The 25,093-nt window shown below is 72.7% G+C and carries 18 protein-coding genes and 1 pseudogene; 12 read left to right on the top strand and 7 right to left on the bottom strand.

What is annotated here, in order from left to right:
• The first annotated feature begins 307 nt into the window (after positions 1 to 307).
• Positions 308 to 1,624, top strand: a complete 1,317-nt coding sequence (locus IE142_RS10720; protein WP_191885479.1) for a transglycosylase family protein — start codon at positions 308 to 310, stop codon at positions 1,622 to 1,624.
• Here IE142_RS10720 and IE142_RS10715 read toward each other — a convergent pair.
• Complete coding sequence (locus IE142_RS10715; protein ID WP_191885478.1) at positions 1,614 to 2,804, bottom strand: DMT family transporter; 1,191 nt, start codon at positions 2,802 to 2,804, stop codon at positions 1,614 to 1,616. The genes IE142_RS10720 and IE142_RS10715 overlap by 11 nt on opposite strands.
• Positions 2,805 to 3,030: 226 nt before the next feature.
• Here IE142_RS10715 and IE142_RS10710 point away from each other — a divergent pair, with 226 nt between their 5' ends.
• The 6 genes from IE142_RS10710 (at position 3,031) to IE142_RS10685 (ending at position 12,366) form a co-directional block, all read left to right on the top strand.
• Positions 3,031 to 3,837, top strand: a complete 807-nt coding sequence (locus tag IE142_RS10710) for a (2Fe-2S)-binding protein (RefSeq protein ID WP_191885477.1) — start codon at positions 3,031 to 3,033, stop codon at positions 3,835 to 3,837.
• 38 nt (positions 3,838 to 3,875) lie between these two features.
• Positions 3,876 to 5,045 (top strand): glycogen synthase, encoded by a 1,170-nt coding sequence (gene glgA / locus IE142_RS10705; protein WP_191885522.1) that lies wholly within the window; start codon positions 3,876 to 3,878, stop codon positions 5,043 to 5,045.
• A 49-nt stretch (positions 5,046 to 5,094) separates the two neighbouring features.
• Positions 5,095 to 6,315: a glucose-1-phosphate adenylyltransferase gene (gene glgC, locus IE142_RS10700; protein WP_191885476.1), complete on the top strand. Its 1,221-nt coding sequence runs from the start codon at positions 5,095 to 5,097 to the stop codon at positions 6,313 to 6,315.
• 226 nt (positions 6,316 to 6,541) lie between these two features.
• Positions 6,542 to 9,160, top strand: a complete 2,619-nt coding sequence (locus IE142_RS10695) for a PA14 domain-containing protein (protein ID WP_191885475.1) — start codon at positions 6,542 to 6,544, stop codon at positions 9,158 to 9,160.
• Between the two features lie 259 nt (positions 9,161 to 9,419).
• Positions 9,420 to 10,760 (top strand): WS/DGAT/MGAT family O-acyltransferase, encoded by a 1,341-nt coding sequence (locus IE142_RS10690; protein WP_191885474.1) that lies wholly within the window; start codon positions 9,420 to 9,422, stop codon positions 10,758 to 10,760.
• A 103-nt stretch (positions 10,761 to 10,863) separates the two neighbouring features.
• Positions 10,864 to 12,366, top strand: coding sequence for an SDR family NAD(P)-dependent oxidoreductase (locus IE142_RS10685; RefSeq protein WP_191885473.1), 1,503 nt, complete (start codon positions 10,864 to 10,866; stop codon positions 12,364 to 12,366).
• Positions 12,367 to 12,666: 300 nt separating this feature from the next.
• Here IE142_RS10685 and IE142_RS10680 read toward each other — a convergent pair whose 3' ends face one another.
• Positions 12,667 to 13,110, bottom strand: coding sequence for a hypothetical protein (locus IE142_RS10680; protein ID WP_191885472.1), 444 nt, complete (start codon positions 13,108 to 13,110; stop codon positions 12,667 to 12,669).
• 473 nt (positions 13,111 to 13,583) lie between these two features.
• On the opposite strand from IE142_RS10680, the gene IE142_RS10675 reads away from it, so the two are divergent.
• A complete protein-coding gene (locus IE142_RS10675) occupies positions 13,584 to 13,760 on the top strand; it encodes a hypothetical protein (RefSeq protein ID WP_191885471.1) in 177 nt (58 codons plus the stop codon).
• A 44-nt stretch (positions 13,761 to 13,804) separates the two neighbouring features.
• On the top strand, positions 13,805 to 14,287 hold the full coding sequence (locus IE142_RS10670; RefSeq protein WP_191885470.1) for a GNAT family N-acetyltransferase: 483 nt from the start codon (positions 13,805 to 13,807) through the stop codon (positions 14,285 to 14,287).
• Between the two features lie 8 nt (positions 14,288 to 14,295).
• On the opposite strand, the gene IE142_RS10665 is transcribed toward IE142_RS10670, so the two are convergent.
• On the bottom strand, positions 14,296 to 15,639 hold the full coding sequence (locus IE142_RS10665; RefSeq protein ID WP_191885469.1) for an amidase: 1,344 nt from the start codon (positions 15,637 to 15,639) through the stop codon (positions 14,296 to 14,298).
• A 116-nt stretch (positions 15,640 to 15,755) separates the two neighbouring features.
• Positions 15,756 to 15,899 (bottom strand): annotated as a pseudogene (locus tag IE142_RS36495) (LacI family transcriptional regulator); the annotation flags it as partial.
• A 170-nt stretch (positions 15,900 to 16,069) separates the two neighbouring features.
• Between IE142_RS36495 and IE142_RS10660 the strand changes: the two are divergent.
• Entirely contained in the window at positions 16,070 to 19,096 is a 3,027-nt protein-coding gene (locus IE142_RS10660) for an alpha-mannosidase (protein WP_191885468.1), read from the top strand.
• Positions 19,097 to 19,166: 70 nt separating this feature from the next.
• On the opposite strand, the gene IE142_RS10655 is transcribed toward IE142_RS10660, so the two are convergent.
• Positions 19,167 to 20,570: a lipase maturation factor family protein gene (locus IE142_RS10655; RefSeq protein ID WP_191885467.1), complete on the bottom strand. Its 1,404-nt coding sequence runs from the start codon at positions 20,568 to 20,570 to the stop codon at positions 19,167 to 19,169.
• 117 nt (positions 20,571 to 20,687) lie between these two features.
• On the opposite strand from IE142_RS10655, the gene IE142_RS10650 reads away from it, so the two are divergent.
• Together IE142_RS10650 and IE142_RS10645 are read left to right on the top strand one after the other, a co-directional pair.
• Entirely contained in the window at positions 20,688 to 22,778 is a 2,091-nt protein-coding gene (locus IE142_RS10650) for a SpoIIE family protein phosphatase (protein WP_191885466.1), read from the top strand.
• 52 nt (positions 22,779 to 22,830) lie between these two features.
• Positions 22,831 to 23,694 (top strand): Fpg/Nei family DNA glycosylase, encoded by an 864-nt coding sequence (locus tag IE142_RS10645; protein ID WP_191885465.1) that lies wholly within the window; start codon positions 22,831 to 22,833, stop codon positions 23,692 to 23,694.
• Positions 23,695 to 23,725: 31 nt separating this feature from the next.
• Here IE142_RS10645 and IE142_RS10640 read toward each other — a convergent pair whose 3' ends face one another.
• Together IE142_RS10640 and IE142_RS10635 are read right to left on the bottom strand one after the other, a co-directional pair.
• Positions 23,726 to 24,379: an anti-sigma factor family protein gene (locus IE142_RS10640; protein WP_191885464.1), complete on the bottom strand. Its 654-nt coding sequence runs from the start codon at positions 24,377 to 24,379 to the stop codon at positions 23,726 to 23,728.
• 190 nt (positions 24,380 to 24,569) lie between these two features.
• On the bottom strand, positions 24,570 to 25,085 hold the full coding sequence (locus IE142_RS10635) for a hypothetical protein (protein ID WP_191885463.1): 516 nt from the start codon (positions 25,083 to 25,085) through the stop codon (positions 24,570 to 24,572).
• Between the last annotated feature and the right edge of the window lie 8 nt (positions 25,086 to 25,093).

Below are 25,093 nucleotides of genomic sequence, written 5' to 3'. Positions count from 1 at the left end.
GTGTCCGTGCGGTGACCGTGGTAACCGTGCGTGACCTTGGTGTCCGTGGTGCCGGTCGTGCCCGCCAGTATGGCCGGTTTCCCCGCCCGACCATCCTGACGTGCCGGTACGCCGGTCGCACTTCATGGCCCGGCGGACACCAGTACGCGCGGAAGGGCCCGGTGCTTCAGCGGGCGGACGTCTCATCCGCCAACCACCGTGTCTTATCCGCCACTTGCCGTGACCAACCGGCCGATTGCCGTCTTGTCATGGCCTGTTACCGGCGCTTACTTTTGCCCCTCCTGACGCAATGTCGAGGGGGATACCCATGGCCGTACGCGGCCGGCACCGCCGGTACCAGCCGAACAGGATCAACCGCGCCTCCCTGACCGTCACGGCGGGCGGCGCGGGACTGGCGCTCCCGCTCGTCGGCACCGGCACGGCACACGCGGCCGATGTGGCGACCTGGGACAAGGTCGCCGCCTGCGAGTCCACCAACGACTGGGACATCAACACCGGCAACGGCTACTACGGCGGGCTGCAGTTCACCCAGTCCACCTGGGAGGCGTTCGGCGGCACCGAGTACGCCCCGCGTGCCGACCTGGCCACCAAGGACCAGCAGATCGCCATCGCCGAGAAGGTGCTGGACGGGCAGGGCCCCGGCGCCTGGCCGGTGTGCTCGCAGCGGGCCGGGCTGACCCGGGGCGGCGCCACGCCCGACATCCGTCCGTCTTCCGACGGGCCGGCCGCCAAGCCGTCCGGGCAGTCCGCGAAGGAGGCCGCCGGGCAGCCCGCCGACAAGGCCGCCGGGCAGTCCTCCGCCCGGGGCACCGGCAAGTCGGACCCGGTGAAGGACGTCAAGCCCCAGACCACGCCGCAGTCCCGTGCGGGCCAGGCCCGGATGTACACGGTGATCACCGGCGACACGCTGTCCGGCATCGCCGACGCCCAGCAGGTGCGTGGCGGATGGCACGGCCTGTACGCGACCAACCGTTCCGAGATCGGAGCGGACCCCGACCTGATCATGCCCGGCCAGCGACTGTCGCTTCGCGGGGAAGGGACCACCACGGCGCCCCGCGCCGAGCCGCAGCAGAAGCAGCGGGAGAAGCAGAAGCAGCAGCGGGAGAAGCAGCCGAGGCAACGGCAGCAGAGCGAGCAGCAGCCGAAGAAGTCGCCGGAGAAGCCGTCCTCCGGCAGTGGCACCCGGAAGGCGGCCACGACCGGCAAGGCCACCACTCGCCAAGGTGTCGTCGCCCCCGTCGACGCCTCCACCGGCACGCCCTACCGCCAGGCGGGCTCCTCCTGGTCGAAGGGCTACCACACCGGCGTCGACTTCCCCGTGCCCACCGGCACCTCGGTCAAGTCGGTCGCGGCGGGCCGGGTGGTCAGCGCGGGGTGGGGCGACTCCTACGGCTACCAGGTGGTCGTCCGGCACGACGACGGCCGCTACTCGCAGTACGCCCACCTCTCGGCGATCTCCGTGAAGGACGGCCAGTCGGTGGCCGCCGGTCAGCGGATCGGCCGCTCGGGCTCCACCGGCAACAGCACGGGCCCGCATCTGCACTTCGAGGTGCGGACGGGACCAGGCTTCGGCTCGGACATCGACCCTGTGGCGTACCTGCGGGCCGGCGGGGTCAGGATCTGATCCGCACCCGGTGCCGGTCGAGCGCGGGCGGCGGGACGAACGGGCCACCGTAGAAGGGGCCGTACGAGAGTTGCGGGGCGAGCGGTGGGTTGCCGCCCCCGGCTGGTTCCCGGACCTCGTACGGCTGCTCGGCGGGGACCGGGACGGTGTCCGCAACCCGCGCCCCCGCCGGCGCGGGCAGTAGAACCTTACCGGCCGGCGGGGTGTCCCGCGGCTGGGCGTCCTCCGGAACGAGACCGCCCTTCGCACGGGCCGGCACGGTTTCCGCCCCGTGCACCGCCGCATCGGCCGCCACCGCCCCCGCCCCGGCCACCGCGTCAACGGCGGCGGCCTCAGCCCCTTCGGCGGCTTCCCTCGCGATCCGTTCCGTCGTCAGCAGGATCAGCCCGCCCGCGGCCACCACGCCGCAGCTCAGGGCGAGCACGGTGCCGGTCGTGCCGTAGCGGAACGTCTCGCCGAACATCGTTATGCCGACCACCGCAGCCACCACCGGGTTCACAACCGTGAGCGTGGCCAGCGGGGCGGCGAGGCCGGCGCCCCGGTAGGAGGCCTGCGACAGCAGCATGCCCGCCGTCGCGAGCACGCCGATCACGGCCAGGGACGGCAGGTCCGCGACCGAGACGCCACCGGCCCAGTCGACCGCGACGGTCTTGGTGAAGACCGAGGACATGCCGAAGGCGATGCCGGACGCGGTGGCCAGCAGGATGCTGCGCACCGCCGGGTGCCGGTGCACGGCCCGGCCGGCGATGATCAGCGCGACGATCACACCGCCGGTGACACCGGCCGTGACGACCCGCTGCGCCGTGTCCAACGACTGTGTGTCGGACGCGCCCACCAGGGTGAGCAGACCCGCGAGACCGACCGTCGCCATGAGCGCACCCCGCCAGGCCGTCGCACCGGCCTTGCGGCCCACGAACAGCGCCGCCATGGGCAGGGCGAACACGATGGTGAGCGCGCCCAGCGGCTGCACCAGGCTCAGCGGACCGAGGGCGAGGGCCACGACGTGCAGGAGGCCGCCGAGACCGTTGAGCGCGACCGCCGCCCACCAGTCGAGGCGGCGCAGCGGAGCGTACTGGGCACCCGGGGAGGACGCCGCCACCTGCTCCTGCACGATCGCTCCGCCCGCGTACGCCACGGCGGAGACGAGCGACAGCAGCACGGACAACGCGAGGGCGCTCATCAGCTGCTCCTCTGCGTGAGGCGAGGGCTCTCGGCCCGGCGCGGCGAACGGTCGTCTTCCATGGACAACACGATGCCGTCCCAGGAGCTTCCCGTCGTCGTCCCTGAGCATTCATTGGGTCATACTGCCGATGGAGTACGACGGCGGCCCCGTCCTCCCCTGGGTGGGCGACCAGGGGCCCCGGGCCCCTGCCCCGCACCCCTAAGGGCCTTGGTATCACTGCTCTGTGAACCCTGACCCGGACTCCGACCCCGCCCCAGCCGCCATCCGCTCGCTCGGCGGCTTCTTCCCGCTGCACACGTCGCGGCCCGTGCCGCCCCGGCCGCTCCCCACCCTCGCGGACGCCTACGCGCCCGGTGACGACGAACACCCGGGGCCGGACCCTCGGCCCCGGCTCGCGAAGGACCCGCTGGCCTTCCGCGTCCGGAAGGTAGCCGCCGCGCTCCGCGTCCCCGAGACGCGGGTCGCCGCCTCCGTGGCCCAGCAGGGGCTCGCGGCCCGCCTGTGGTCGGTGACCCTCGGGTGCGCCGCACTCCACGGCCACGTCCCCGACCTCGCCCCGCGGCTGCTCCACTGGGACCCCGACGCCACCGCCCCCGACGACCTGTGGCTGGAAGAGGTGCGCCCGCTGCCGGGCGACGCCGGCACCGTCGCCGACGTCGTCCTCCATACCCACCTCGCCCCGCTGACGGTGGCCGTCCACGCCCGGTACCGCGTGGCGACCGGGCTGCTGTGGGGCAACGCGGCCTCCGCACTCGCGGGCGCCGGCCGGGAACTCCACCGCTGGGCCCGCCGCAACGGCCGTAAGGACACCGCGGACCGCGCCCGCGACCTGACCGCCGATCTCCTCGCGCACCCCCTCCTCGCCGGGACCGGCACCCTCACCGGCACCGCCTTCCGGCGCCGCAGTTGCTGCCTCTACTACCGGGTGCCGGGTGCAGGGGTCTGCGGCGACTGCTGCTTCTCCCGGCCGCCCGAGCCTCCCCGGTCATCATCGCCCCCGCACCCTTCCCCGGGCGCCCCGTCTGGGTGACCATGAGGGAACCAGCCGCCGAGCACGGGAGGTTCCGGGTGCGTGTGGGACTGCTGACCCGCGAGTACCCGCCGGACGTGTACGGCGGCGCGGGCGTGCACGTGGAGTTCCTCGCCCGCGAACTCGGCCGCCTGGTCGACCTGGACGTGCACTGCTGGGGCGAGGGCCGCACCGACGGAGTGCTGCGCCACCGCTCCTGGTCCGCGCTCGACGGGGCGAACGACGCGCTGCGCACCTTCTCCGTGGACCTCGCCATGGCCGCCGCCCTCCAGTACCGCGAACTCGTCCACTCCCACACCTGGTACGCCAACCTCGGCGGCCATCTCGCCAAGCTCCTGTACGGCGTCCCGCACGTGCTGACCGCCCACTCCCTGGAGCCCCTGCGCCCTTGGAAGGCCGAGCAGTTGGGCGGCGGTTACGCGCTGTCGAGCTGGGCCGAGAGCGCCGCGATCGAGGCCGCCGATGCCGTGATCGCCGTCTCCGGCGCCATGCGCGAGGACATCCTCGCCTGCTACCCGGCGCTGGACGCCACCCGCGTGCACGTCGTGCACAACGGTATCGACACCGCCCTGTACCGCCCCGACCCGGGCACCGACGCCCTGGACCGGATCGGTCTGGACCGCTCCCGCCCGTACGTCCTGTTCGTCGGCCGCATCACCCGTCAGAAGGGCGTGCCCCACCTGCTGCGCGCGGTGCGGGACATCGACCCGGCCGTACAGGTCGTGCTGTGCGCCGGTGCCCCGGACACCCCCGAGATCGACCAGGAGTTCCGCGACCTCTTCGCCGTGCTGAGCCGGGCCCGCGAGGGCGTGCACTGGATCCCGCGCATGCTGCCGCGTCCCGAGGTGATCCAGTTGCTGACCCACGCGGCCGTCTTCGTCTGCCCGTCCGTGTACGAGCCGCTCGGCATCGTGAACCTGGAGGCGATGGCCTGCGGCACGCCGGTCGTGGCCTCCGGGGTCGGTGGCATACCCGAGGTCGTCGCGGACGGTGAGACGGGCTTACTCGTCCCCAGGGACGGCAGCGGGGACGGGGACCGCGACTTCGAGGCGCAACTCGCGCGGGCCCTGGACTCCGTCCTCGGCGACCCGGAGGCCGCCCGGCGGATGGGCGAGGCGGGCCGGGCCCGCGCGGTGCAGGAGTTCGGCTGGGACGCGGTCGCCCGCCGGACCGTCCGGCTCTACGAGGAGATCCTCAAGCAGGCTTAGGCCGCCCCGCCCGGGGCAGCCGGGGTGAACCAGGGTGAGGGGAGCGGCCATGCGTCGTGGAGGTCCTTCGGTGCTCGGAATCGTGCTCGCGGGCGGGGAGGGCAAGCGCCTGATGCCCCTGACCGCGGACCGCGCCAAACCCGCGGTCACCTTCGGCGGCACGTACCGGCTGGTCGACTTCGTGCTGTCCAACCTGGTCAACGGCGACATCCTGCGGATCTGCGTGCTCACCCAGTACAAGTCGCACTCCCTGGACCGGCACATCACCACCACCTGGCGGATGTCCAGCCTGCTCGGCAACTACGTCACGCCGGTCCCCGCCCAGCAGCGTCTGGGCCCGCGCTGGTACCTGGGCAGCGCCGACGCGATCCTCCAGTCGCTGAACCTGGTCCACGACGAGCAGCCCGAGTACGTCGCGGTCTTCGGCGCCGACCACGTCTACCGGATGGACCCGCGCCAGATGCTCGCCCAGCACATCGAGTCCGGCGCGGGCGTGACCGTCGCCGGCATACGCGTCCCGCGCACCGAGTCCTCGTCCTTCGGCGTCATCACCCCGGGCTCGGACGGGCGTACCGTCACCGGCTTCCTGGAGAAGCCCGCCGACCCGCCCGGACTGGCAGACGACCCGGAGTGCGTCTTCGCCTCGATGGGCAACTACGTCTTCACGACCAAGGCCCTCGTCGAGGCCCTGCACCGGGACGCCGAGGACGGACACTCCGTGCACGACATGGGCGGCTCGATCCTGCCGCGGCTCACCGACCGGGGAGAGGCCGCGCTGTACGACTTCGGCGCCAACCACGTACCGGGGGAGACCAGCCGGGACCAGGGCTACTGGCGGGACGTGGGCACCCTCGACGCCTACTACGACGCCCACATGGACCTGATCGCCGAGCGGCCCGCCTTCAACCTGTACAACCGGGACTGGCCCCTCTACACCCACTCCGCCCAGCTCTCGCCGGCCCGCTTCAACGCGGGCGGCATCGCGGGCGAGTCGATCATCAGCGCGGGCTGCCTGGTGCGGGGCCAGGTCACCCGGTCCGTGCTCTCGCCGGGCGTGGTGGTCGACCCCGGCGCCGTCGTCCAGGGGTCGGTGCTGCACGACAACGTGCGCATCGGGCGGGGCGCGGTCGTGCGAGGGGCGGTGCTGGACAAGAACGTGGACGTGCCGCCGGGCGCGACGATCGGCGTCAACCCGGAACGGGACGCCGAGCTGTACACGGTCTCCAAGGGCGGCGTGATCGCGCTGGGCAAGGGGCAGCGAGTCGGCTGACGGCCGGGCGACGGGTGCGCTGACACGGGCGTGTGCGACGGGTGGCCCGGTGGACGTACGACGAGCCCGGGCCGCGCGGTACACGCGTTGAGTCAGGGGCCCTTGTCATGTCCCTGGACGCCCGGCGGAATCCGTGCTGTCATGCCTCTGCACCACCGAGTTACATCGATGTATGACATCGATGTCCTGAGCCATCAGCCACCACCCGTTCTCGAGGAGAGGGTCAGTGCGCACCAAACGACTCAGAGACCGACTGGCATTGCTGCTCGCCGCCGCACTCGGCGTCGCCGGGCTCGCCGCCGTGCCGAACGCGAGCGCGGCCGACGACGGCGCCGCCGAGATCCACGGTCTCAAGGGCGAGTACTACACCCAGTCCGCCCCCGGCGCCTTCGACTTCCACGAACTCAAGGCCACCGGCTTCGACCCGCAGCTCGACTTCGACACCCTGGAGCCGCGCCTGAGCTTCGCCACCGGACAGTCGGACGACGTCAGCGTCCGCTGGACCGGCAAGCTGGTGCCGGAGAAGACGGGAGCCCACACCTTCTCCGTCATCGGCGACAACGGCTTCCGCCTGTGGATCGACGGCCGGCTCGCCATCGACCACTGGGTCGACGACTGGGACCGCGAACAGTTCGCCCAGCCCCTCGAGCTGACGGCGGGCCAGTCCTACGACATCAAACTGGAGTACTTCGAGCACTACGGCGGCTCCAACCTGCACCTGCGCTGGACCGAGCCCGGCGGCAGCAAGGAGTCCGTCCCGCAGTCCGCGTTCCGCCTGCCCGACGGCTTCGACTACGACGGCGCCACCTCGACCACCGTCCTCGGCACCGGCCGCACCCTCAGGCTCGACTTCCCCCGCCCGCTCGCCGCGGCGCCCGCCGGCCTCACCGACCACCTCGAAGCGGTGATCGGCGGCGCCCAGTGGCCCCTGGGTCAGGCGAAGGTCGACCCGGCCGACCCGACCGCCCTCCTCGTCGCCCTCGACCAGCCGGTCGTCGGCAACAAGAACGGCGACGCCCCCGGCACCGCCGACGTCCGCTACGACGGCGAGGGCGGCCTCACCGACGCCGAGGGCAACGTTGTCAACGCCTTCTGGAGCAGCGGCGGCAACAAGTCCACCTACGAACTGCGCACCGACTGGGCCGACGAGGTGGGCCCGGACAACGCCCACCCCGAGTACCCGCGCCCGCAGCTGACCCGCGATGACTGGCGGAACCTCAACGGCCGCTGGCAGTTCGCCGCCGCCGAGGCCGGTGAGCAGCCACCGGTCGGCAAGAACCTGAAGGAGCGCATCCTCGTCCCGTACCCGGTGGAGTCCCAGCTCTCCGGCATCCAGCGGCACGAGGACCGCATGTGGTACCGCCGCACCTTCACCGTGCCCCGCGACTGGCACATCGGCCACGGCCAGCGCCTCGAGCTCAACTTCGGCGCCGTCGACTGGCAGTCCGAGGTGTACGTCAACGGCGTCAAGGTCGCCGACCACAAGGGCGGTTACGACAAGTTCAGCGCCGACGTCACCGACGCGCTCAAGCCCGGCCGCACCCAGGAGCTGATCGTCGGCGTCTACGACCCGACCGACGCGCGGGGCGCCGAGAACCCGCCGGTCGGCAAGCAGAGCCTGGACCCGAGCGGCATCTGGTACACGCCCAGCTCCGGCATCTGGCAGACGGTCTGGATGGAGCCGGTCGCCCGGGACCACGTCGAATCGCTGAAGCTGACCCCGCACATCGACGGGGCGGCGGGCACCCTGACCGTCGAGCCCAAGGGCGTGCGCGACGGCGTACGGGTCAAGGCGACGGCGTACGAGGGGCACCGCAGGGTCGCCACGGTCAGCGGCCGCACCGGCGAACCGCTGGTCCTCGAGATCCACGACCCGCGCCTGTGGTCGCCCGACGACCCGTTCCTGTACGACCTGAAGGTCACCGTCGGACACGACCGCGTCGAGAGCTACTTCGGGATGCGTACCATCGCCGTCGAGAAGGTGAACGGCGTGCCGCGCACGATGCTCAACGGCGAACCGGTCTTCATGATGGCCACGCTCGACCAGGGCTTCTGGCCGGACGGCCTGCACACCGCGCCCACCGACGAGGCCCTCGCGCACGACCTGAGGCTGCACAAGCAGCTCGGTTTCAACTCCGTGCGCAAGCACATCAAGGTCGAGCCGGACCGCTGGTTCTACTGGGCCGACAAGCTCGGCCTGCTGGTGTGGCAGGACATGCCCTCGATGACGCCGGGTGTGAACCCGAACGCCGCCTCCCGGGCCGAGTTCGAGGGTGAGATGCAGGAGATGATCGACGAACACGTCAGCCACCCGTCGATCATTATGTGGGTCACCTTCAACGAGGGCTGGGGCCAGTACGACATCAAGCGCGTCGCCGAACAGGCCAAGGCCTGGGACCCGACCCGCCTCGTCAACAACCAGTCCGGCCTGAACCTCGGGGCCGACGGCGGCGCCGGCGACATCATGGACGAGCACGGCTACCCGAGCCCCGCCCTGCCGCCCTCCCCGGACGGCGAACGCGCTCTGGTCACCGGCGAGTACGGCGGCCTCGGTCTCGCGGTGCCCGGACACGCCTGGTCCGTGCAGCAGTCGTACGTCGACGTCGACCCGGAGACGTACACCGACGACTACCTCACCAAGCTCGACGAGGTGCGCGCCCTGGTCTGCCGGGGCAGCAACGGCGCCGTCTACACCCAGATCTCGGACGTGGAGGGCGAGCTGAACGGCCTGACCACCTACGACCGCAAGGTCCTCAAGCCGGACGTGGAGCGGGTGAAGGCCGCCCACGAGGCCCTGATCCACGACGCGTCCCAGCCCGCGCCCGCGGGATGCCCGACCGCCTGAGCAGCCCGCACGGCCGACCGTGAACCGGCGTGCCCGGTTCACGGTCGGCCCGCAGCCGTCCGGGTGGGGAACCCCGCGGCGGCCGGCACCGCCTCCGCCGGCCTGAGCACCGCGACCCCATGTGTCACCTCAGTCCCGCCCCTCACGCAGGGGCGGGACTTTAATCTGCTGTTAACTGTGCGTAGCGCGATCGTACTTGACCGTAATCGGCGAAGGGCGATTGACTGCTTGTTCACCCGACGTCCTGCGAGGCACGCCCTTGACTTCCGAACCGCTCGCTCCGCTCGACCTGGCGTTCTGGAACATCGAGTCCGCCGAGCACCCCATGCACCTCGGCGCGCTCGGGGTCTTCACGGCCGACTCGCCCACCGCGGGCGCCCACGCCGCGGACCTGCTCGCGGTCCGCGCCCCCGCGGTGCCCGGCCTGCGGATGCGGATCCGGGACACCTGGCAGCCACCCCTCGCGCTGCGCCGGCCGTTCGCCTTCGGTGGCGCGACCCGGGAACCCGATCCCCACTTCGACCCGCTCGACCACGTCCGGCTGCACGCCCCGACGACGGACTTCCACGCCCGGGCGGGCCGCCTCATGGAACGCCCGCTGGAACGCGGCCGGCCGCCGTGGGAGGCGCACGTGCTGCCCGGCGCGGACGGCGACCGCTTCGCCGTGCTCTTCAAATTCCACCACGCCCTGGCCGACGGACTGCGGGCCCTCACCCTCGCCGCCGGCGTCCTCGACCCGATGGACCTCCCCGCTCCCGGGCCCCGCCCGGCGGAGCCACCGCGCCGCCTGGTGCCGGACGTGCGGGAACTGCCCGGACGGCTGCGCGGCGCCCTGTCCGACGCCGGCCGCGCCCTCGACATCGGCGCCGCCGCGGCCCTGTCCGGCCTCGATGTGCGCTCCGCGCCCGCGCTCGTCGCCGCCCCCTCCGGCACCCGCCGCACGGCCGGCGTCGCCGTGGACCTCGACGACGTGCACCACGTGCGCAAGACCACCGGCGGCACCGTCAACGACGTCCTGATCGCGGTCGTCGCCGGCGCCCTGCGCCGTTGGCTGGACGAGCGCGGCGACTGCAGCGAGGGTGTCGCGCCGCGCGCCCTGATCCCCGTCTCCAAGCGCCGCCCGCGCACCGCCCACCCGCAGGGCAACCGGCTCTCCGGTTACCTGATACGGCTTCCGGTCGACGAGCCCGACCCGCTGTCCCGCCTCGGCACGGTCCGCGCCGCCATGGACCGCAACAAGGACGTGGGGCCCGGCCGGGGCGCCGGGGCCGTCGCCCTGCTCGCCGACCACGTGCCGGCGCTCGGCCACCGGCTCGGCGGGCCGCTGGTCTCGGGGGCCGCCCGGCTCTGGTTCGACATCCTGGTCACCAGCGTGCCCCTGCCCAGTCTCGGCCTGCGCCTGGGCGGCCACCCGCTCACCGAGGTCTACCCGCTCGCGCCGCTGGCCCGCGGCCACGCCCTGGCCGTGGCCGTCTCGACGTACCGGGGACAGGTCCACTACGGCCTGGTCGCCGACGCGAAGGCCGTGCCGGACCTCGACCGGTTCGCCCGGGCCCTGGCCGAGGAGGTGGAGACGTTGCTCACGGCCTGCCGTCCCTGACCCCGGCGGGTTTGGATCCGGGCCCGGCGCTGAATAAAATCCGCTGTTCGACAGCGGTCGCCTCCCGGAGCGCCGCGACGGTGATCAGGGAACGGCGACGGCGATGACGGTGACACAGGACGATTCGGCGACCACGGACGAGGTGACCGCGTCCGCACACGGCCCCGGCATCGACCCCGAACGGCTCGCCGTCTGCCTCGACGTGCTGAGGGAACTCGACGAGCTGGACGTCGACCACCCGGACGCGATCGCGGTCCGCCGCGCCACCTCGCACATCTACCGCATGGTCAAGCAGCGCCGCCGCCAGGAGCGCCGGGCCGCCAAGACCGCCCACGACAAGGCGGTCACCGAGGCCACTGCCACCGGCTCCGCCCAGCGCATCGACGACGAGACCGAGGGCATCCTGCCCTCCTCCCGCACGGAGGAGGGCACGATCGCGGGGATACTCCAGCGCCCCCGCTCCTGCTACGTCTGCAAGAAGCGGTACACCGAGGTCGACTACTTCTACCACCAGCTCTGCCAGGACTGCGCCGCCGAGAACCGGACCCGCCGCGACGCGCGCGCCGACCTCACCGGCAAGCGCGCGCTGCTCACCGGCGGCCGCGCCAAGATCGGCATGTACATCGCGCTCAGGCTGCTGCGCGACGGCGCCCACACCACGATCACGACCCGGTTCCCCAAGGACGCCATCCGCCGCTTCAAGGCCATGGACGACTCCGCCGACTGGATCCACCGCCTGGAGGTCGTCGGCATCGACCTGCGCGACCCCGCCCAGGCCGTGGCCCTGGCCGACCAGGTCACCGAGCAGGGACCGCTCGACATCCTGATCAACAACGCCACCCAGACCGTGCGCCGCCTGCCGTCCGCCTACGCCGCGCTCGTCGAGGGCGAGAGCGCCCCGCTGCCGGCCGGCGAACTGCCCGCCCACCACGTCATCGGCGCCTTCAACTCCGGCGCGGTGGACGGCCTGGCCGCGCTGCCCGTCGGCACCTCGGGCCTGGACGCGCAGAAGGTGGCCGATCTCGCGCTGGTCGCGGGCAACGCCAGCGTGGTCCGGCACCGCGAGGGCACCGCCATCGACGCGGGCGGACTGGTCCCCGACGTCGTCGACACCAACACCTGGGTCCAGACGATCGAGCAGATCTCCCCGGTGGAACTGCTCGAGACCCAGCTGTGCAACTACACCTCGCCGTTCATCCTCATCAGCAAGCTGCGGCCGGCGATGGCCGAGGCGGCGCGCAGGGCGGCCTCCGGGCGCGCCTACGTCGTCAACGTATCGGCGATGGAAGGGGTGTTCGCCCGCGGCTACAAGGGCGCCGGCCACCCGAACACCAACGCGGCCAAGGCGGCCATGAACATGGTGACCCGGACCAGCGCCCAGGAGATGTTCGACACCGACCGCATCCTGATGACCTCGGTCGACACGGGCTGGATCACCGACGAGCGTCCCCACTACGACAAGCTGCGCCTGGCCGAAGCCGGCTTCCACGCCCCGCTCGACCTGGTCGACGGCGCCGCCCGCGTCTACGACCCGGTCGTGCGCGGTGAAGCGGGCGAGGACCTGTACGGCGTCTTCCTGAAGGACTACGCGCCCGGCAAGTGGTGAGCGCGGCGACGGGCGGGCGGCGTCGATTCCCTGGCCCGTTCGCCCCGGCCGCGGCTACCGTGGGGCGAGCGCCGGTGTGCCCGGTGCGCCGGTCACGCGTACTTCGTGGTTCGATTCCATACAGACCCGCCCGAGGGCCTGCCGCCCGTCGGGGGCACCGCGCGACCTCCTGAACCTCGGGCACACCGCGCGCACGACCCCTGGATCTCTGGCACGGCGCGCGCGGCCCCCTGGGCTACTGGCACCGTGCGCGCGGCCTCCCGGACCGCTGGGCACCGCGCGCACGGCCCTCCGCGCGCCTCAGTCGACGGCCCCCAGCCGCGAGTTCCGCGCCGCCGTCAGCTCCAGCACCGTGCGCCAGTCCTCCAGGACCCCGGCGTCGAACACCGCCGTGCGGGCCTCCTCGTCCGCCTGGCGGAGGCTGACCAGGTCGTCGTCGTGGGACCAGGCCTCCGGATGGGCGTGACGGCGCAGCAGGCGGGCGACGCGGGCGCCGAGCAGAGGGCGCACCGCCTCGGCGGTTCGCCCGGCCGGATTTCCGGGCCACAGCAACCGTCCCACCGGCGAGACCAGACCGGCCACCTGGAGCTCCTTGTCGGCGGGGCGGCGCCGGCGCAGCAGCGCGGCGGTGCGCAGCGCGTGCCCATGCAGGTCCACCGGCCCGCTGCCGTACTCCGCGGCGGGCCGTTCGCCCCGGCAGGCGTACAGCAGGTCCATCAGCTCGTCGACGCTGCGCAGTTCCATGCCTCGGTCCTCCCACGAGACAGCCGTTGCCGACCGGCAGCAGACCATGGCCAGCTTGCGCCGCAGCCAACGGCGATTTAACTGCGCGACCCGGCACCGCCGACATGCGAAAGTGCGGTCGCCGATATCGGCCGAACGGGTGAGTTACGTGCGGTGCACAAGTGGAAATGGCAGGGCATAACGGGGTCAACTGTCCGATGAATGAAGGGCAATGGATCCCCCAAGTTTTGAGCCCCATAGAGCGCGCCCCCGCTCATTTGGTTAATCTGGAGCGGACGGACGTCAGCACAGGGTCCAACCCACACCCAGGGTCCGTCACGGGACGAGCCGGTTCACAGCGGCCTGCTCTCGCACGAGTTGCCGGCGCCACCGCGTCCGAACTGCCTTCGACCCACACCCGAGGGGACGCCAAGACGCCGGGCGGAGACTGGCCGGCAGGCCCCGAGGGTGACCCGACACATAAGGAGTGCGCGGTGACACCGGAGACGACGACGAGTCCAGAGCAACGCCCCAAGGAACGCGCCGAGCGTTCGGGCCGCCGGCCCGGCGAGATCGGCAGCCTCGACGTGTGGGCCAGGTCCGCCCCCATCCGCCTCGCGGGCTACGAGGAGGACCTCGCCGAGCCGCACATCCTGCCCAGCGTGGACTGACCCGCCGCGCCCGCCGCGAGCATGGGCGTGCGAGACTCACGCCCATGCCGATCAGAGAAGCGACGGCCGACGACTGGCCGCACATCTGGCCGTTCTGGCACCGCATCGTCGCGGCGGGCGAGACGTACGCCTGGGACCCGGACACCTCCGAGGAGGACGCCCGGGCCCTGTGGATGAACCCCGCCAAACGCGTCTACGTCACCGAGGACGACGCAGGCGCCGTCGTCGCCTCCGCCTACGTCACCCCCAACTACGGCGGTCCCGCCGCCCGCATCGCCAACGCCGGCTTCATGGTCGACCCCGACCGGGCCGGCCGCGGCACCGGACGCGCCCTCGCCGAGCACATCCTGGCCGCCGCCAGGGACGACGGGTACCGGGGCATGGTCTTCAACGCGGTCGTCGAGACCAACCCGGCCGTGCGGCTCTGGACCTCCCTCGGCTTCACGATCCTCGGCACGGTGCCGGACGCCTTCGAGCACCCGCGGCACGGGCGGGTGGGCCTGCACATCATGTACCGGGCGCTGTAGGGCGCCGCTCAGTCCAGGGGCGCCGTCCGCCGCCAGGGGCGCAGCGCCTCGATCCGCTCTGCCAGCTCCAGCAGCGCCGCCTCCGACCCGGGCCGGCCCACCAGCTGTACGGCCGCGGGGGCGCCCGAGGGCAGGGTGCCCACCGGCACCGTCAGCGCGGGCCAGCCGGTCAGGTTCCACGGCGGCGTGAAGGGCGAGTACACCGAGTCGGCCACGATGTTCCGCAGCCAGCCCCGCTCGTGCCAGGGGCCGGCCTCGGGGGAGCGGCGGGCCAGTGCCGGAGTGAGCAGGACGTCGTACTCGGCGAAGAAGGGCTCCAGCCGCTCGCGCAGCGCCCGCCGGCCGGTTCCGGAGGCGGCGGTACGCACGAAGGGCCGACCGAGGGCGGCGTGCACCCGCGTCCGCCGGGCCAGCAGCCGCCGGTCCAGGTCGCGCGCGTCCACGGAGGTACCGGCCGTCCAGTGGGTCAGGGCGGTCACGCCCAACGACGCCGGGTAGGGCGGATCCGCCCGCCGCACCTGGTGCCCCGCCCGCATCAGCACCCCGGCCGCCTCCCGCACGGCGTCCGCGTACGGGCGGGAGACGGTGACGCCGGCGAGGGGACTGCGCAGGGAGGCGGCGATCCGCAGGGCGCCGGAGTCCTCGCGGGGTGCCGGCCCGCCGTCCGCGAGGACCGCCAGCATCAGCCGGGTGTCCGCCACCGTCGTGGCCAGCGGCCCGTTCTCGGACATGCCGAACCAGTCGCCGTCGCCGATGCCGGCGGGCACCACGCCGTGAGCCGGCTTGATGGTCACCAGGCCGCAGTTGGCCGCCGGTATGCGCAGCGAGCCCATGCCGTCGTTGCCGAGCGCCAACGGCACCATCCCGGCGGCCACCGCCGCCGCGCTGCCGCCCGAGGAACCGCCCGCCGTGCGGGCCGGGTCCCACGGGTTGCGGGCGGTGCCGTGCACGCCCTCGGTGGTGCCGAACACGCACAGTTCGGGCACGTTGGTCAGCCCCACCACCACCGCGCCGGCCGCCCGCAGCCGGGCCACGGTGATGTGGTCGGCCCCGGTCGGCGTGTCAGGCGTCGCGGCGGAGCCGACCCGGACGGACTCGCCGCGCACGGCGAGGTTGTCCTTGACCGCCACCGGCACCCCGGCCAGCGGGAGTTCGCCCAGATCGCCCCGGGCGCCCACCTCGTCGGCCTCGGTGAGCGCCGCCTCGGCCCGCACCGCGCGGAAGGCGCCGACACGTCCGTCGAGCCGCTCGATCCGGGCGAGGTGCTCCGCGACCACCTCGCGGGGCGTGGCCCGCCTCTCGCGTACGGCGGCGGCGATCTCGGCGGCGGTCCGGCCGGCCCAGTCGGTCACAGGGGGCTCCTCGGGGTGCGGTGAGACGGGACTACTCGCGAGTACGCAGGGAGCACTCTGCCCGTCCTGACACCCCCGCGTCGAGGGTGCGGCGACCACGGACCCGTGCATCCCTGCCGGGCCGGCCCCGTGCTGTCCCGGTCGATCAGCCGCCGCACCGGGGCCCGGACCGTCCGGGCCGGGCCGCCGTCCAGGAGGGCGGTCAGTCGGAACTCCGCCCTCTCGCAAGGCAGGGCGGACAGCCACGGCTCGACCATCCGGCTTCCCGCTTCGCACGGGCCCTACAAATCACAGGTCCACCACGGCCGAGCCCGGCGAGGGGGCCGCACGGTTCGAAGCAGGCGCCGTTGGGGAGCTGTACACACGTCCGCTCCCGCAACCGTCACCCACCCCCGGTAACCACCCGCCCCACCGACCCCGGAGCACCCGCATGCATGACGACCGCGATCTGGTCGAAGCCCGCCTCAAGCGTGTCCTCGACGAGCGCGTCCGCCCCGCCGTGTACCCCGAGTCCGTACCACTGGACGTGGCGGTCTGGAACGCGCCCGGCGAGCCCGTGCCGGTCGAGGAGGGACTCGCCGCCGAACCCGAACCCATCGAGGTGGGCGCCCGCTGGGGCGCACCCTGGGGCACCAGCTGGTTCCGCGTCACCGGCACCGTGCCCGAGGAGTGGGCCGGGAGGACCGTCGAGGCGATCCTCGACCTCGGCTTCGACGAGAACATGCCCGGCTTCCAGTGCGAGGGCTTGGTCTACCGCCCCGACGGCGCTCCCGTGAAGGGCCTCAATCCGCGCAACCAGTGGGTGCGCATCGGGGCGCCCGTCGAGGGCGGCGAGGAGGTCCGCCTCCACGTCGAGGCGGCGTCCAACCCCGTCATCTTCGGCCCCCGCCCCTTCGTGCCCACCCAGCTCGGCGACAAGGACACCGCGGGCAGCGAGCCGCAGTACACCCTCGCACGCATGGACCTCGCCGTCCTCGACGAGACGGTGTGGGACCTCGTGCTCGACCTGGAGGTCCTCGGCGAGCTGATGGCCGAGCTGCCGGTGGAGTCACCGCGCCGCTGGGAGATCCTCCGCGCGGTCGACAAGGCGTTGGACGCCATCGACCTCCAGGACGTGAACGGCACGGCGGAAGCCGCCCGTTCCCGCCTCACCGACGTACTGTCCGCCCCCGCCGTCCCCTCGGCGCACCGCATCAGCGCCGTCGGTCACGCGCACATCGACTCGGCGTGGCTGTGGCCGCTGCGCGAGACCGTGCGCAAGGTGGCCCGCACCACCTCCAACATGACCGCCCTCCTGGAGGACGAGCCGGACTTCGTCTTCGCCATGTCGCAGGCCCAGCAGTGGGCGTGGGTGCGCGACCACCGGCCCGAGGTGTGGGCGCGGGTGAAGAAAGCCGTGGCCGACGGACGGTTCGTGCCGGCCGGCGGGATGTGGGTGGAATCGGACACCAACATGCCCGGCTCGGAGGCGATGGCCCGGCAGTTCGTGCACGGCAAGCGGTTCTTCCTCGACGAGTTCGGCGTCGAGAACGACGAGGCGTGGCTGCCGGACACCTTCGGCTTCGCGGCGGGCCTGCCGCAGATCATCAAGGCGGCCGGCGCCAAGTACCTGCTGACGCAGAAGATCTCCTGGTCACAGACGAACAAGTTTCCTCACCACACCTTCCGTTGGGAGGGCATCGACGGTACCCGGATCTTCACGCACTTTCCGCCCGTCGACACCTACAACTGCTCCATGAAGGGCAGCGAGATCGCCCACGCGGCGAGGAACTTCAAGGACAAGGGCGTCGCCCGGCACTCCCTCGCCCCCACCGGCTGGGGCGACGGTGGGGGCGGCACCACCCGAGAGATGGTCGCCAAGGCGGCCCGGCTGCGCGACCTCGAAGGCTCGGCGACGGTCGAGTGGGAAACCCCGCAGGCATTCTTCGAGAAGGCCGAGGCCGAGAACCCCCGGCCGCCCGTCTGGGTCGGCGAGCTCTACCTGGAGCTCCACCGTGCCACCCTCACCAGCCAGGCCAGAACCAAGCAGGGCAACCGCCGCAGCGAGCACCTGCTGCGGGAGGCCGAGCTGTGGGCGGCGACGGCGGCCGTCCGCGCCGGGTTCCCCTACCCGTACGAGGATCTGGACCGCATCTGGAAGACGGTCCTGCTGCACCAGTTCCACGACATCCTGCCCGGCTCCTCCATCGCCTGGGTGCACCGCGAGGCACGGGCCACCTACGACCGGGTCGCCGCCGAACTGAACGGCATCATCGACGCCGCCCAGCGCACCCTGGCCGGCGCGGGCGACACCCCGCTGGTCTTCAACTCCGCCCCGCACAGCCGGGCCGGCGTCGAGGCGGGCGCGGCCGCGGTCCCCGCCACCGACGGCCGCACCGACCTCACCCCGCGCCCGGACGGCGGACACGTCCTCGACAACGGCCTGCTCCGCGTCGAGATCGACGAACGCGGACTGGTGGTCTCGGCGTACGACCTCGCCGCCGACCGCGAGACCATCGCGCCCGGGGCGGCGGGCAACCTGCTCCAGCTCCACCCCGACCTGCCGAACATGTGGGACGCCTGGGACGTCGACGAGTTCTACCGCAACACGGTCACCGACCTCACCGACGCCGACGAGGTCGCGCCCGGCGACGACGGAGCCTCGGTGCGGATCACCCGCTCCTTCGGCTCCTCCCGCGTCACCCAGGTGCTGACCCTCGCGCCGGGGGAGCGGCGGCTGGAGGTGGACACAGAGGTCGACTGGCACGAGACGGAGAAGTTCCTCAAGCTCGCCTTCCCGCTCGACGTGCACGCCGAGCGGTACGCGTCCGAGACCCAGTTCGGGCACTTCCACCGCCCCACGCACACCAACACCAGTTGGGAGGCGGCCAAGTTCGAGGCCTGCAACCACCGCTTCGTCCACCTGGAGGAGCCCGGCTGGGGCGTGGCCGTCGTCAACGACTCGACGTACGGGCACGACGTCGCCCGCACCGTCCGCACCGAGGGCGACGCCGGTACGACCACCACCGTGCGTGTCTCCCTCCTGCGCGCCCCGCGCTTCCCCGACCCCGAGACCGACCAGGGCGTGCACCGCTTCCGGCACGCGCTGGTGCCGGGCGCGGACATCGGCGCCGCCGTGCGCGAGGGCTGGCGGATCAACCTGCCCGAGCGGCGGGTCACCGGTGCGGGGGAGGTCGCGCCGCTGGTCACGGCCGACCGGGACGCGGTCGTGATCACCGCCGTCAAGCTCGCCGACGACGGCAGCGGCGACGTCGTCGTCCGCTTCCACGAGGCTTACGGCGGCCGGGTGAGGTGCACCCTGACGGCCGGCTTCCCGGTCGTGGGCGTGGCGGTCACCGACCTTCTGGAACGTCCGCTCGCCGGGGAGGGGGAGACGGCGGTCGAGGCGGACGGCGACCGGATCGGCGTGCGGCTGCGCCCGTTCCAGCTGATGACGCTGCGGCTCAAGCGCGCGTAGCGCCTCGACGAGGTCCCGGCCCGGCACCGGCGCCCGCCGGTCCGGGCCCTCGTCCTGACCGCTGGTAGGTTCACGTCAATCGCGTCGGCGGCAGGAACTCCCGCACGTAGGTCCGCTCCCAGCACGCGCCCGTCTCGCGCAGTTCGCGCCAGGTCGTGTACCGGTAGCGGTACAGCCTGGCGCGCACGAAGCGCGGCGGCGCGTCGGGAGGGAACGGCGACCGGCGCAGCAGCTTCAGCGTCGCCCGGTCGTTCTCCAGCAGGCGCTCCACGAAGGTGCCGAACCACGACCCGGCGTACGCGGGCGACAGCGCGACGAACCACATCAGCCAGTCCAGCCTCAGGTGGTACGGCGCGAACTGGCGCGGCCAGCGCCGTGGATCGCCGGGCTTGCCCTTGAACTCGTACTCCCGCCAGTCCCCGTCCGCACGGGCCACCTCGTCGGCGGTGCCCTCGATCACCACCTCGTGCCGGATCCGGCTGACGGTCCCGAAGGCGCCGTAGGTGTTGACCAGGTGGAGGGAGTCGAAGGAGCGGTTCATCACCTGGCGCCGGGAGATCATGTTGCGGACCGGCCGGTGGCTCAGGAAGACCAGCAGCGCCGCCACCGCCAGGACCACGACCTCGTACCAGAGCGGCGCGGCGGCCACGGACGGCGGATCGGCCGGGAACCGCACCGCCGACAGGGCCAGCACGATGGTGATCCAGTTCAGCCAGGAGAAGTTGCCCGAGAGCACCAGCCACAGCTGGGTCACGATCATCAGGGCCGCGGCGGTCGAGGCGACGGGCTGCGGGGTGAAGAGCAGGAAGGGCACCACGAGCTGCGTGACGTGGTTCGCGGCCGCCTCGACCCGGTGCAGCGGCCGGGGGAGACGGTGGAAGAACCAGCTCAGCGGTCCCGGCATCGGCTGGGTCTCGTGATGGTGGTCCAGACACGTCAGCTTCCGCCAGCACTCGTCGCCCCGCATCTTGATCATCCCCGCCCCGAACTCCACGCGGAACAGCAGCCAGCGCAGCAGGAACAGCACGACGATCGGCGGCGCCACCTCGTCGTTGCCGAGGAAGACGGCGACGAACCCGGTCTCCAGCAGCAGTGACTCCCAGCCGAACGAGTACCAGGTCTGCCCGACGTTGACGATGGACAGGTACAGCATCCACGGCACCAGCCACAGCAGCATCGCGCCCCACAGCGGCACCAGTGAGTCCAGCCCCGCCGCGAGCGCCGCCGACACCCCGCAGCCCGTCCACGCCACGACCGCGAAGAGGCGGTCCGAGTAGCGCAGCTGGAACAGGCTCGGCGCCCGCTCGAACGGCACCCGCTCCACGAACCGCGGCACGGGCGTCAGGCCGCGCTCCCCCATCAGCGGGCGGAACTGCAGGGCCGCCGTCAGGAACGCGACCAGGTACATGATGGCCAGACCTCGCTGGAAGACCAGCCGGGCCGTCCAGTACTCGGGTGCGGTGAACCACTCCACGGCCGCGCTCCTCTCGTACGATCACGCTCTGTCTACCCCGCTCGGCCACAAGCCCCCTGCCCACGGGCGGCGGACCAGGAGTCGAAGAATCGGGCGAACCCTGGCAAGGTAGGGCCCATGGCTGATCGGGCAGCGAGTGCCCTGCCGCTCCCGGACGACTGGCCCGCCCACCCGGACCCGATCCTGGCGCTCAACCGCATGGGCAGCTTCGACTGGGACCTGGACACGGGACTGTTCCACATGGACGCCCAGGCGCACGAGGTGTTCGACCTGCGCCCCGAGGAGTACGACGGGCGCCCCGAGTCGCTGTCGGTGCGCGTTCCCGCGGCCGAGGGCAGGCGCCTGGACACGATCGTCGCCCAGGCCATGAAGGACGGCAGCGAGAACTACGGCACCTACTTCCGCCTGCGCCGCCGCGACGGCACCCTGCGCTGGACCCGCACCCAGGGCTACATCCGCCGGGACGAGACCGGCCGCCCCCGCCGCATCATCGGCATCGTCCGCGACGCGACCCAGGAGGTCGCCGACATCGAGGCCCACCGGGAGCAGGCCGCGCAGGACGAGGCCCGCCGCCGGCTCACCAACGTCGTCCAGCTCGCCACGGCCGCCCTCGCGCACGCCCGCACGGTGGACGAGGTCATCGAGGTCCTGCGCGACACCCACGGCCTCACCCGGCTGGGCGCCACCAGCCTCGTGATGGGCCTGGTGGAAGCCGGCCGCATCCGGCTGGTCGCCGACGGCCCCGACAACAGCTTCGTCCCCGGCACCCGCGTCACCCGGATAGACGAGCCCTACCCGATGAGCGAGGCCGTACGGACCCTCAGCCCTCGCTTCATCGAGTCACCGGAGGAGTTCGCCGAGCGCTACCCCCTGCTGTGGCGGAACATCACGCACCTGAACATCACCGCGGCCGCCTACCTGCCGCTGATCGCCCAGGCCCGGCCGATCGGCGCGATCGGACTGCTCTACAGCGACCGGCAAGGGTTCTCCCCGGAGGACCGCAACGTCCTCGTCGCGCTCGGCAGCGGCATCGCGCAGAGCCTGCAGCGGGCCATGCTCTACGAGCAGGAGATGGACCTCGCCGAGGGACTCCAGCAGGCCATGCTGCCGCGCACCATCCCGAGCGTGCCCGGCTGCGACGTCGCCGTCCGCTACCGCGCGGCCACCATCGGCGGCGCCTTCGGACGCGACATCGGCGGCGACTGGTACGACCTGATCCCGCTGCCCGGCGGCAGGGTCGGCGCCGTCATCGGCGACGTCCAGGGCCACGACACCCACGCCGCCGCCGTCATGGGCCAGCTGCGCATCGTGCTGCGCGCCTACGCAGCCGAGGGCCACCCGCCGGCCACGGTGATGGCCAGGGCCTCCGTCTTCCTCCACGAGCTCGACACCGACCGCTTCGCCACCTGCCTGTACGCGGAGGCCGACCTGGCCACCGGAGTGGTCCAGGTGGTCCGCGCCGGGCACATCGACCCCCTGCTGCGGTTCGGCGACGGAAGCTGCCGCCGCGTCCCGGTGGAGGGCGGACTGCCGCTCGGACTGTCCGCCGAGTTCGGGCGCCTCGCCTACCCGGTCTCCACCGTCGAGCTGGACCCCGGCAACACCCTGCTGCTGTGCACCGACGGCCTGGTGGAGCAGCCCGGCGCCGACCTCGACGAGGGCATCGAGGTCCTCACCGCGCTCGTCGCCTCCGGCCCGCGAGACGTTCGGGACCTGGCGGACCGGCTCATCGACGTGGCCGAGGAGCGCCGCGGTGACGACGACGTGGCGCTGCTCCTGCTGCGCCGCCACACGGTGGGCGCCCCGAGGACCTTCGGACGGCTCCAGCAGCACGTCCCCCCGGGCGACCCCGAGGCACTGACCGATGCCCGGCACATGATCCGCACCGCCGTCCGCGCCTGGGGGGCCTCGCGGCAGAGCGACGAGATCGAACTGGTCGCCGACGAACTCGTCACCAACGCCCTCATGCACACCGAGGGCTCCGCGATCGTCACCCTGCGGCTGCTGACCGGCACCGACCGCCGGCTCCGGGTCGAGGTCGAGGACTCCTCTAGCGCGCTGCCGCGCCGCCGCGAGGCCGGGGACGACGGCGTCTCCGGACGCGGACTGCTGCTGGTCGAGACGCTCGCCGACGTGTGGGGCGTGGAGGCGCGCGGCGGGGGCAAGTGCGTGTGGTCCGAGTTCCTGGTGTCCCACCCCACGGGCTGAGTCCCGGCCGGGTCCCACTGGCACCGCCGGTCACCGGTGGCACTCTGGACGTATGCCAGAACTGCCCGAGGTCGAGGCGCTCAGGGACTTCCTGACCGAGAACCTGGTCGGCCGTGGGATCGTCCGCGTGCTGCCGGTGGCCATCAGCGTCCTGAAGACGTACGACCCTCCGCTCACCGCCCTGGAGGGCCACCGGGTGGCCGCCGTGCACAGGCACGGCAAGTTCCTCGACGTCGAGACCGCCGGCGGCCCGCACCTGGTGACCCACCTGGCCCGTGCCGGCTGGCTGCACTGGAAGGACAGCCTTCCCGGCGGGCTGCCCCGCCCGGGCAAGGGCCCGCTCGCCCTGCGCGTCGCCCTGGAGGCGGGAGCCGGCTTCGACCTGACGGAGGCGGGCACGCAGAAGCGGCTGGCCGTGTACGTCGTGGCCGACCCGCGGGAGGTGCCCGGCGTGGCCCGGCTCGGCCCCGATCCGCTCGCCGACGACTTCGACGAAGGGCGCTTCGCCGACCTCCTCCGGACCGAGCGGCGGCAGCTCAAGGGAGCCCTGCGCGATCAGAGCCTGATCGCGGGTGTGGGCAACGCGTACAGCGACGAGATACTGCACGCGGCGAGGATGTCCCCGTTCAAGCTGGCCGCGTCCCTCACCGACGAGGAGACCTCGCGGCTGTACGCGGCCCTGCGCGCCACTCTCACCGAGGCCGTCGAGCGCTCCCGGGGAGTCGCGGCCGGCCGGCTGAAGTCCGAGAAGAGGAGCGGGCTGCGGGTCCACGGCCGCACCGGCGAGCCCTGCCCGGTGTGCGGCGACACCGTGCGCGAGGTGTCCTTCAGCGACTCCTCGCTCCAGTACTGCCCGACCTGCCAGACCGGCGGCAAGCCGCTGGCGGACAGGAGGCTGTCCCGGCTGCTGAAGTGACGGGTGTCCCCCGACGGTGGTTCTTCGACGGTCAACCGGTCGGGAGAGTCACCAGACGCTCCCCGTCCGCCGTCCGCACCTCGTAGCGGGCGATCTGGTCGGCGTGCAGGGCGGCCCCACCGCGCATGGTGTTCGGCCGGGCGTCGCGCCCGGGGACCGTCCAACTGGTGACCGTCTGCTCCGTGCCGTCGCGGCCGACGGCGACCAGCAGGCAGGGCCGCGGGCCCGCCGCGTCCTTGACCGTGAGCTCCACGCCGGTGCCCCAGGTCTCGTCCTCGGCCGAGAGTTGCGCCCACACCCCGGACCGTTCGCCGGTCGCGGTGACCCGCACCGCCGACGTGTCGGCCCCGCCCGCGTGGAGCACGGCACCGGGACCGGCCACGGCGCACACGACCGCCGCGGCCAAGGCGTACAGCAGGCGCCTGCGGTCCGCCCGCCGACGCGTGGCGATCTCGGTCAGCAGCCGGTCCAGCAGGCGCGGGCCGGGCCGGGGCATGGGATGGACGAGGCGTGGCGTCGCCTGCCGGTACAGCATCAACTGGCGGGTGACGGCGCCGAATTCGGTCACCTGCGTCGCGCACCGCGGGCATTCCATGAGGTGGTCCTCGAAGCGGAACGCGTCGGCCTCGTCCAGCACGCCGAGCGCGTAGGCGCCGACGTCACGATGCCTTTCCGTGGACCTCATGCCGAATCCTCGTGCCGTGGGTGCGGGTGGGGTTACTCCTTGCTCCCACCCGTACGCACCGGACAGTCGAATCACTCAAGCCACGTACGGAATCGCGACCTAGGGGTTCGGAACGACGGAGCCGGCGGACTGGGCCGCGCGGAATGATTCTCCTGCGCCGGCCGGACTCCCCGGGGTACCGGCCGGTCGTCTAGAAGAGGTGGATGGCGAGGTGGCCGAGCGGCAGCCCCAGCTGCCAGGCCGGCGTCCACACCTTGGGCCCCTCGTCCTCGCCGGTCACCGACGCCCCGCCGGGCACCGCGTTCAGGTCCGGGGCGAGCAGTTCGGTCTCCTCGAGCCAGCGCCAGGCGGCCCGGGCCAGGTCCAGGTCCGGCGAGTGCCGCCCGGCGGCTTCGGCGTCGGCAGTGACCTGGGCGAGGCGCTCGCGCACCCACTCCTGCCACGGCTGGTCGTAGGCGGTCAGCGACAGCCAGGTCTCCAGCCGGGTGATGACCCGGATGCCGCTGAGCTCGCCGTCGGTGTCGGACAGGAAGACGGTGAGCGCCAGCGCGTCGCGTCCGGCGCGGAACTCGAAGGACGTGGGCGGCATCAGGTCGCCGGTCCGCAGCAGTTCGTCGGCGATGTACTCGGCGTACAACCACGCCATGGGGACGGTCAGTTCGCCCCCGCCGGCGTCGTCCGTGCTCTCTTGGCCTCTGTGCAGCATCCCTTCCT

It is taken from the genome of Streptomyces mutabilis (genome assembly GCF_014649815.1).
Classification (GTDB): Bacteria; Actinomycetota; Actinomycetes; order Streptomycetales; family Streptomycetaceae; genus Streptomyces; species Streptomyces mutabilis.
Note: the sequence above shows the minus strand (reverse complement) of the source record. Positions and strands in the feature narration are given on the sequence as shown.

Coding starts and splice junctions, on each gene's coding strand:
- IE142_RS10650 (WP_191885466.1), top strand. CDS start 20,688: ATGGCTGATCGGGCAGCGAGTGCCCTGCCGCTCCCGGACGACTGGCCC.
- IE142_RS10720 (WP_191885479.1), top strand. CDS start 308: ATGGCCGTACGCGGCCGGCACCGCCGGTACCAGCCGAACAGGATCAAC.
- IE142_RS10645 (WP_191885465.1), top strand. CDS start 22,831: ATGCCAGAACTGCCCGAGGTCGAGGCGCTCAGGGACTTCCTGACCGAG.
- IE142_RS10685 (WP_191885473.1), top strand. CDS start 10,864: ATGACGGTGACACAGGACGATTCGGCGACCACGGACGAGGTGACCGCG.
- IE142_RS10680 (WP_191885472.1), bottom strand. CDS start 13,110: ATGGAACTGCGCAGCGTCGACGAGCTGATGGACCTGCTGTACGCCTGC.
- IE142_RS10660 (WP_191885468.1), top strand. CDS start 16,070: ATGCATGACGACCGCGATCTGGTCGAAGCCCGCCTCAAGCGTGTCCTC.
- IE142_RS10670 (WP_191885470.1), top strand. CDS start 13,805: ATGCCGATCAGAGAAGCGACGGCCGACGACTGGCCGCACATCTGGCCG.
- IE142_RS10640 (WP_191885464.1), bottom strand. CDS start 24,379: ATGAGGTCCACGGAAAGGCATCGTGACGTCGGCGCCTACGCGCTCGGC.
- IE142_RS10635 (WP_191885463.1), bottom strand. CDS start 25,085: ATGCTGCACAGAGGCCAAGAGAGCACGGACGACGCCGGCGGGGGCGAA.
- glgC (WP_191885476.1), top strand. CDS start 5,095: ATGCGTCGTGGAGGTCCTTCGGTGCTCGGAATCGTGCTCGCGGGCGGG.
- IE142_RS10715 (WP_191885478.1), bottom strand. CDS start 2,804: ATGAGCGCCCTCGCGTTGTCCGTGCTGCTGTCGCTCGTCTCCGCCGTG.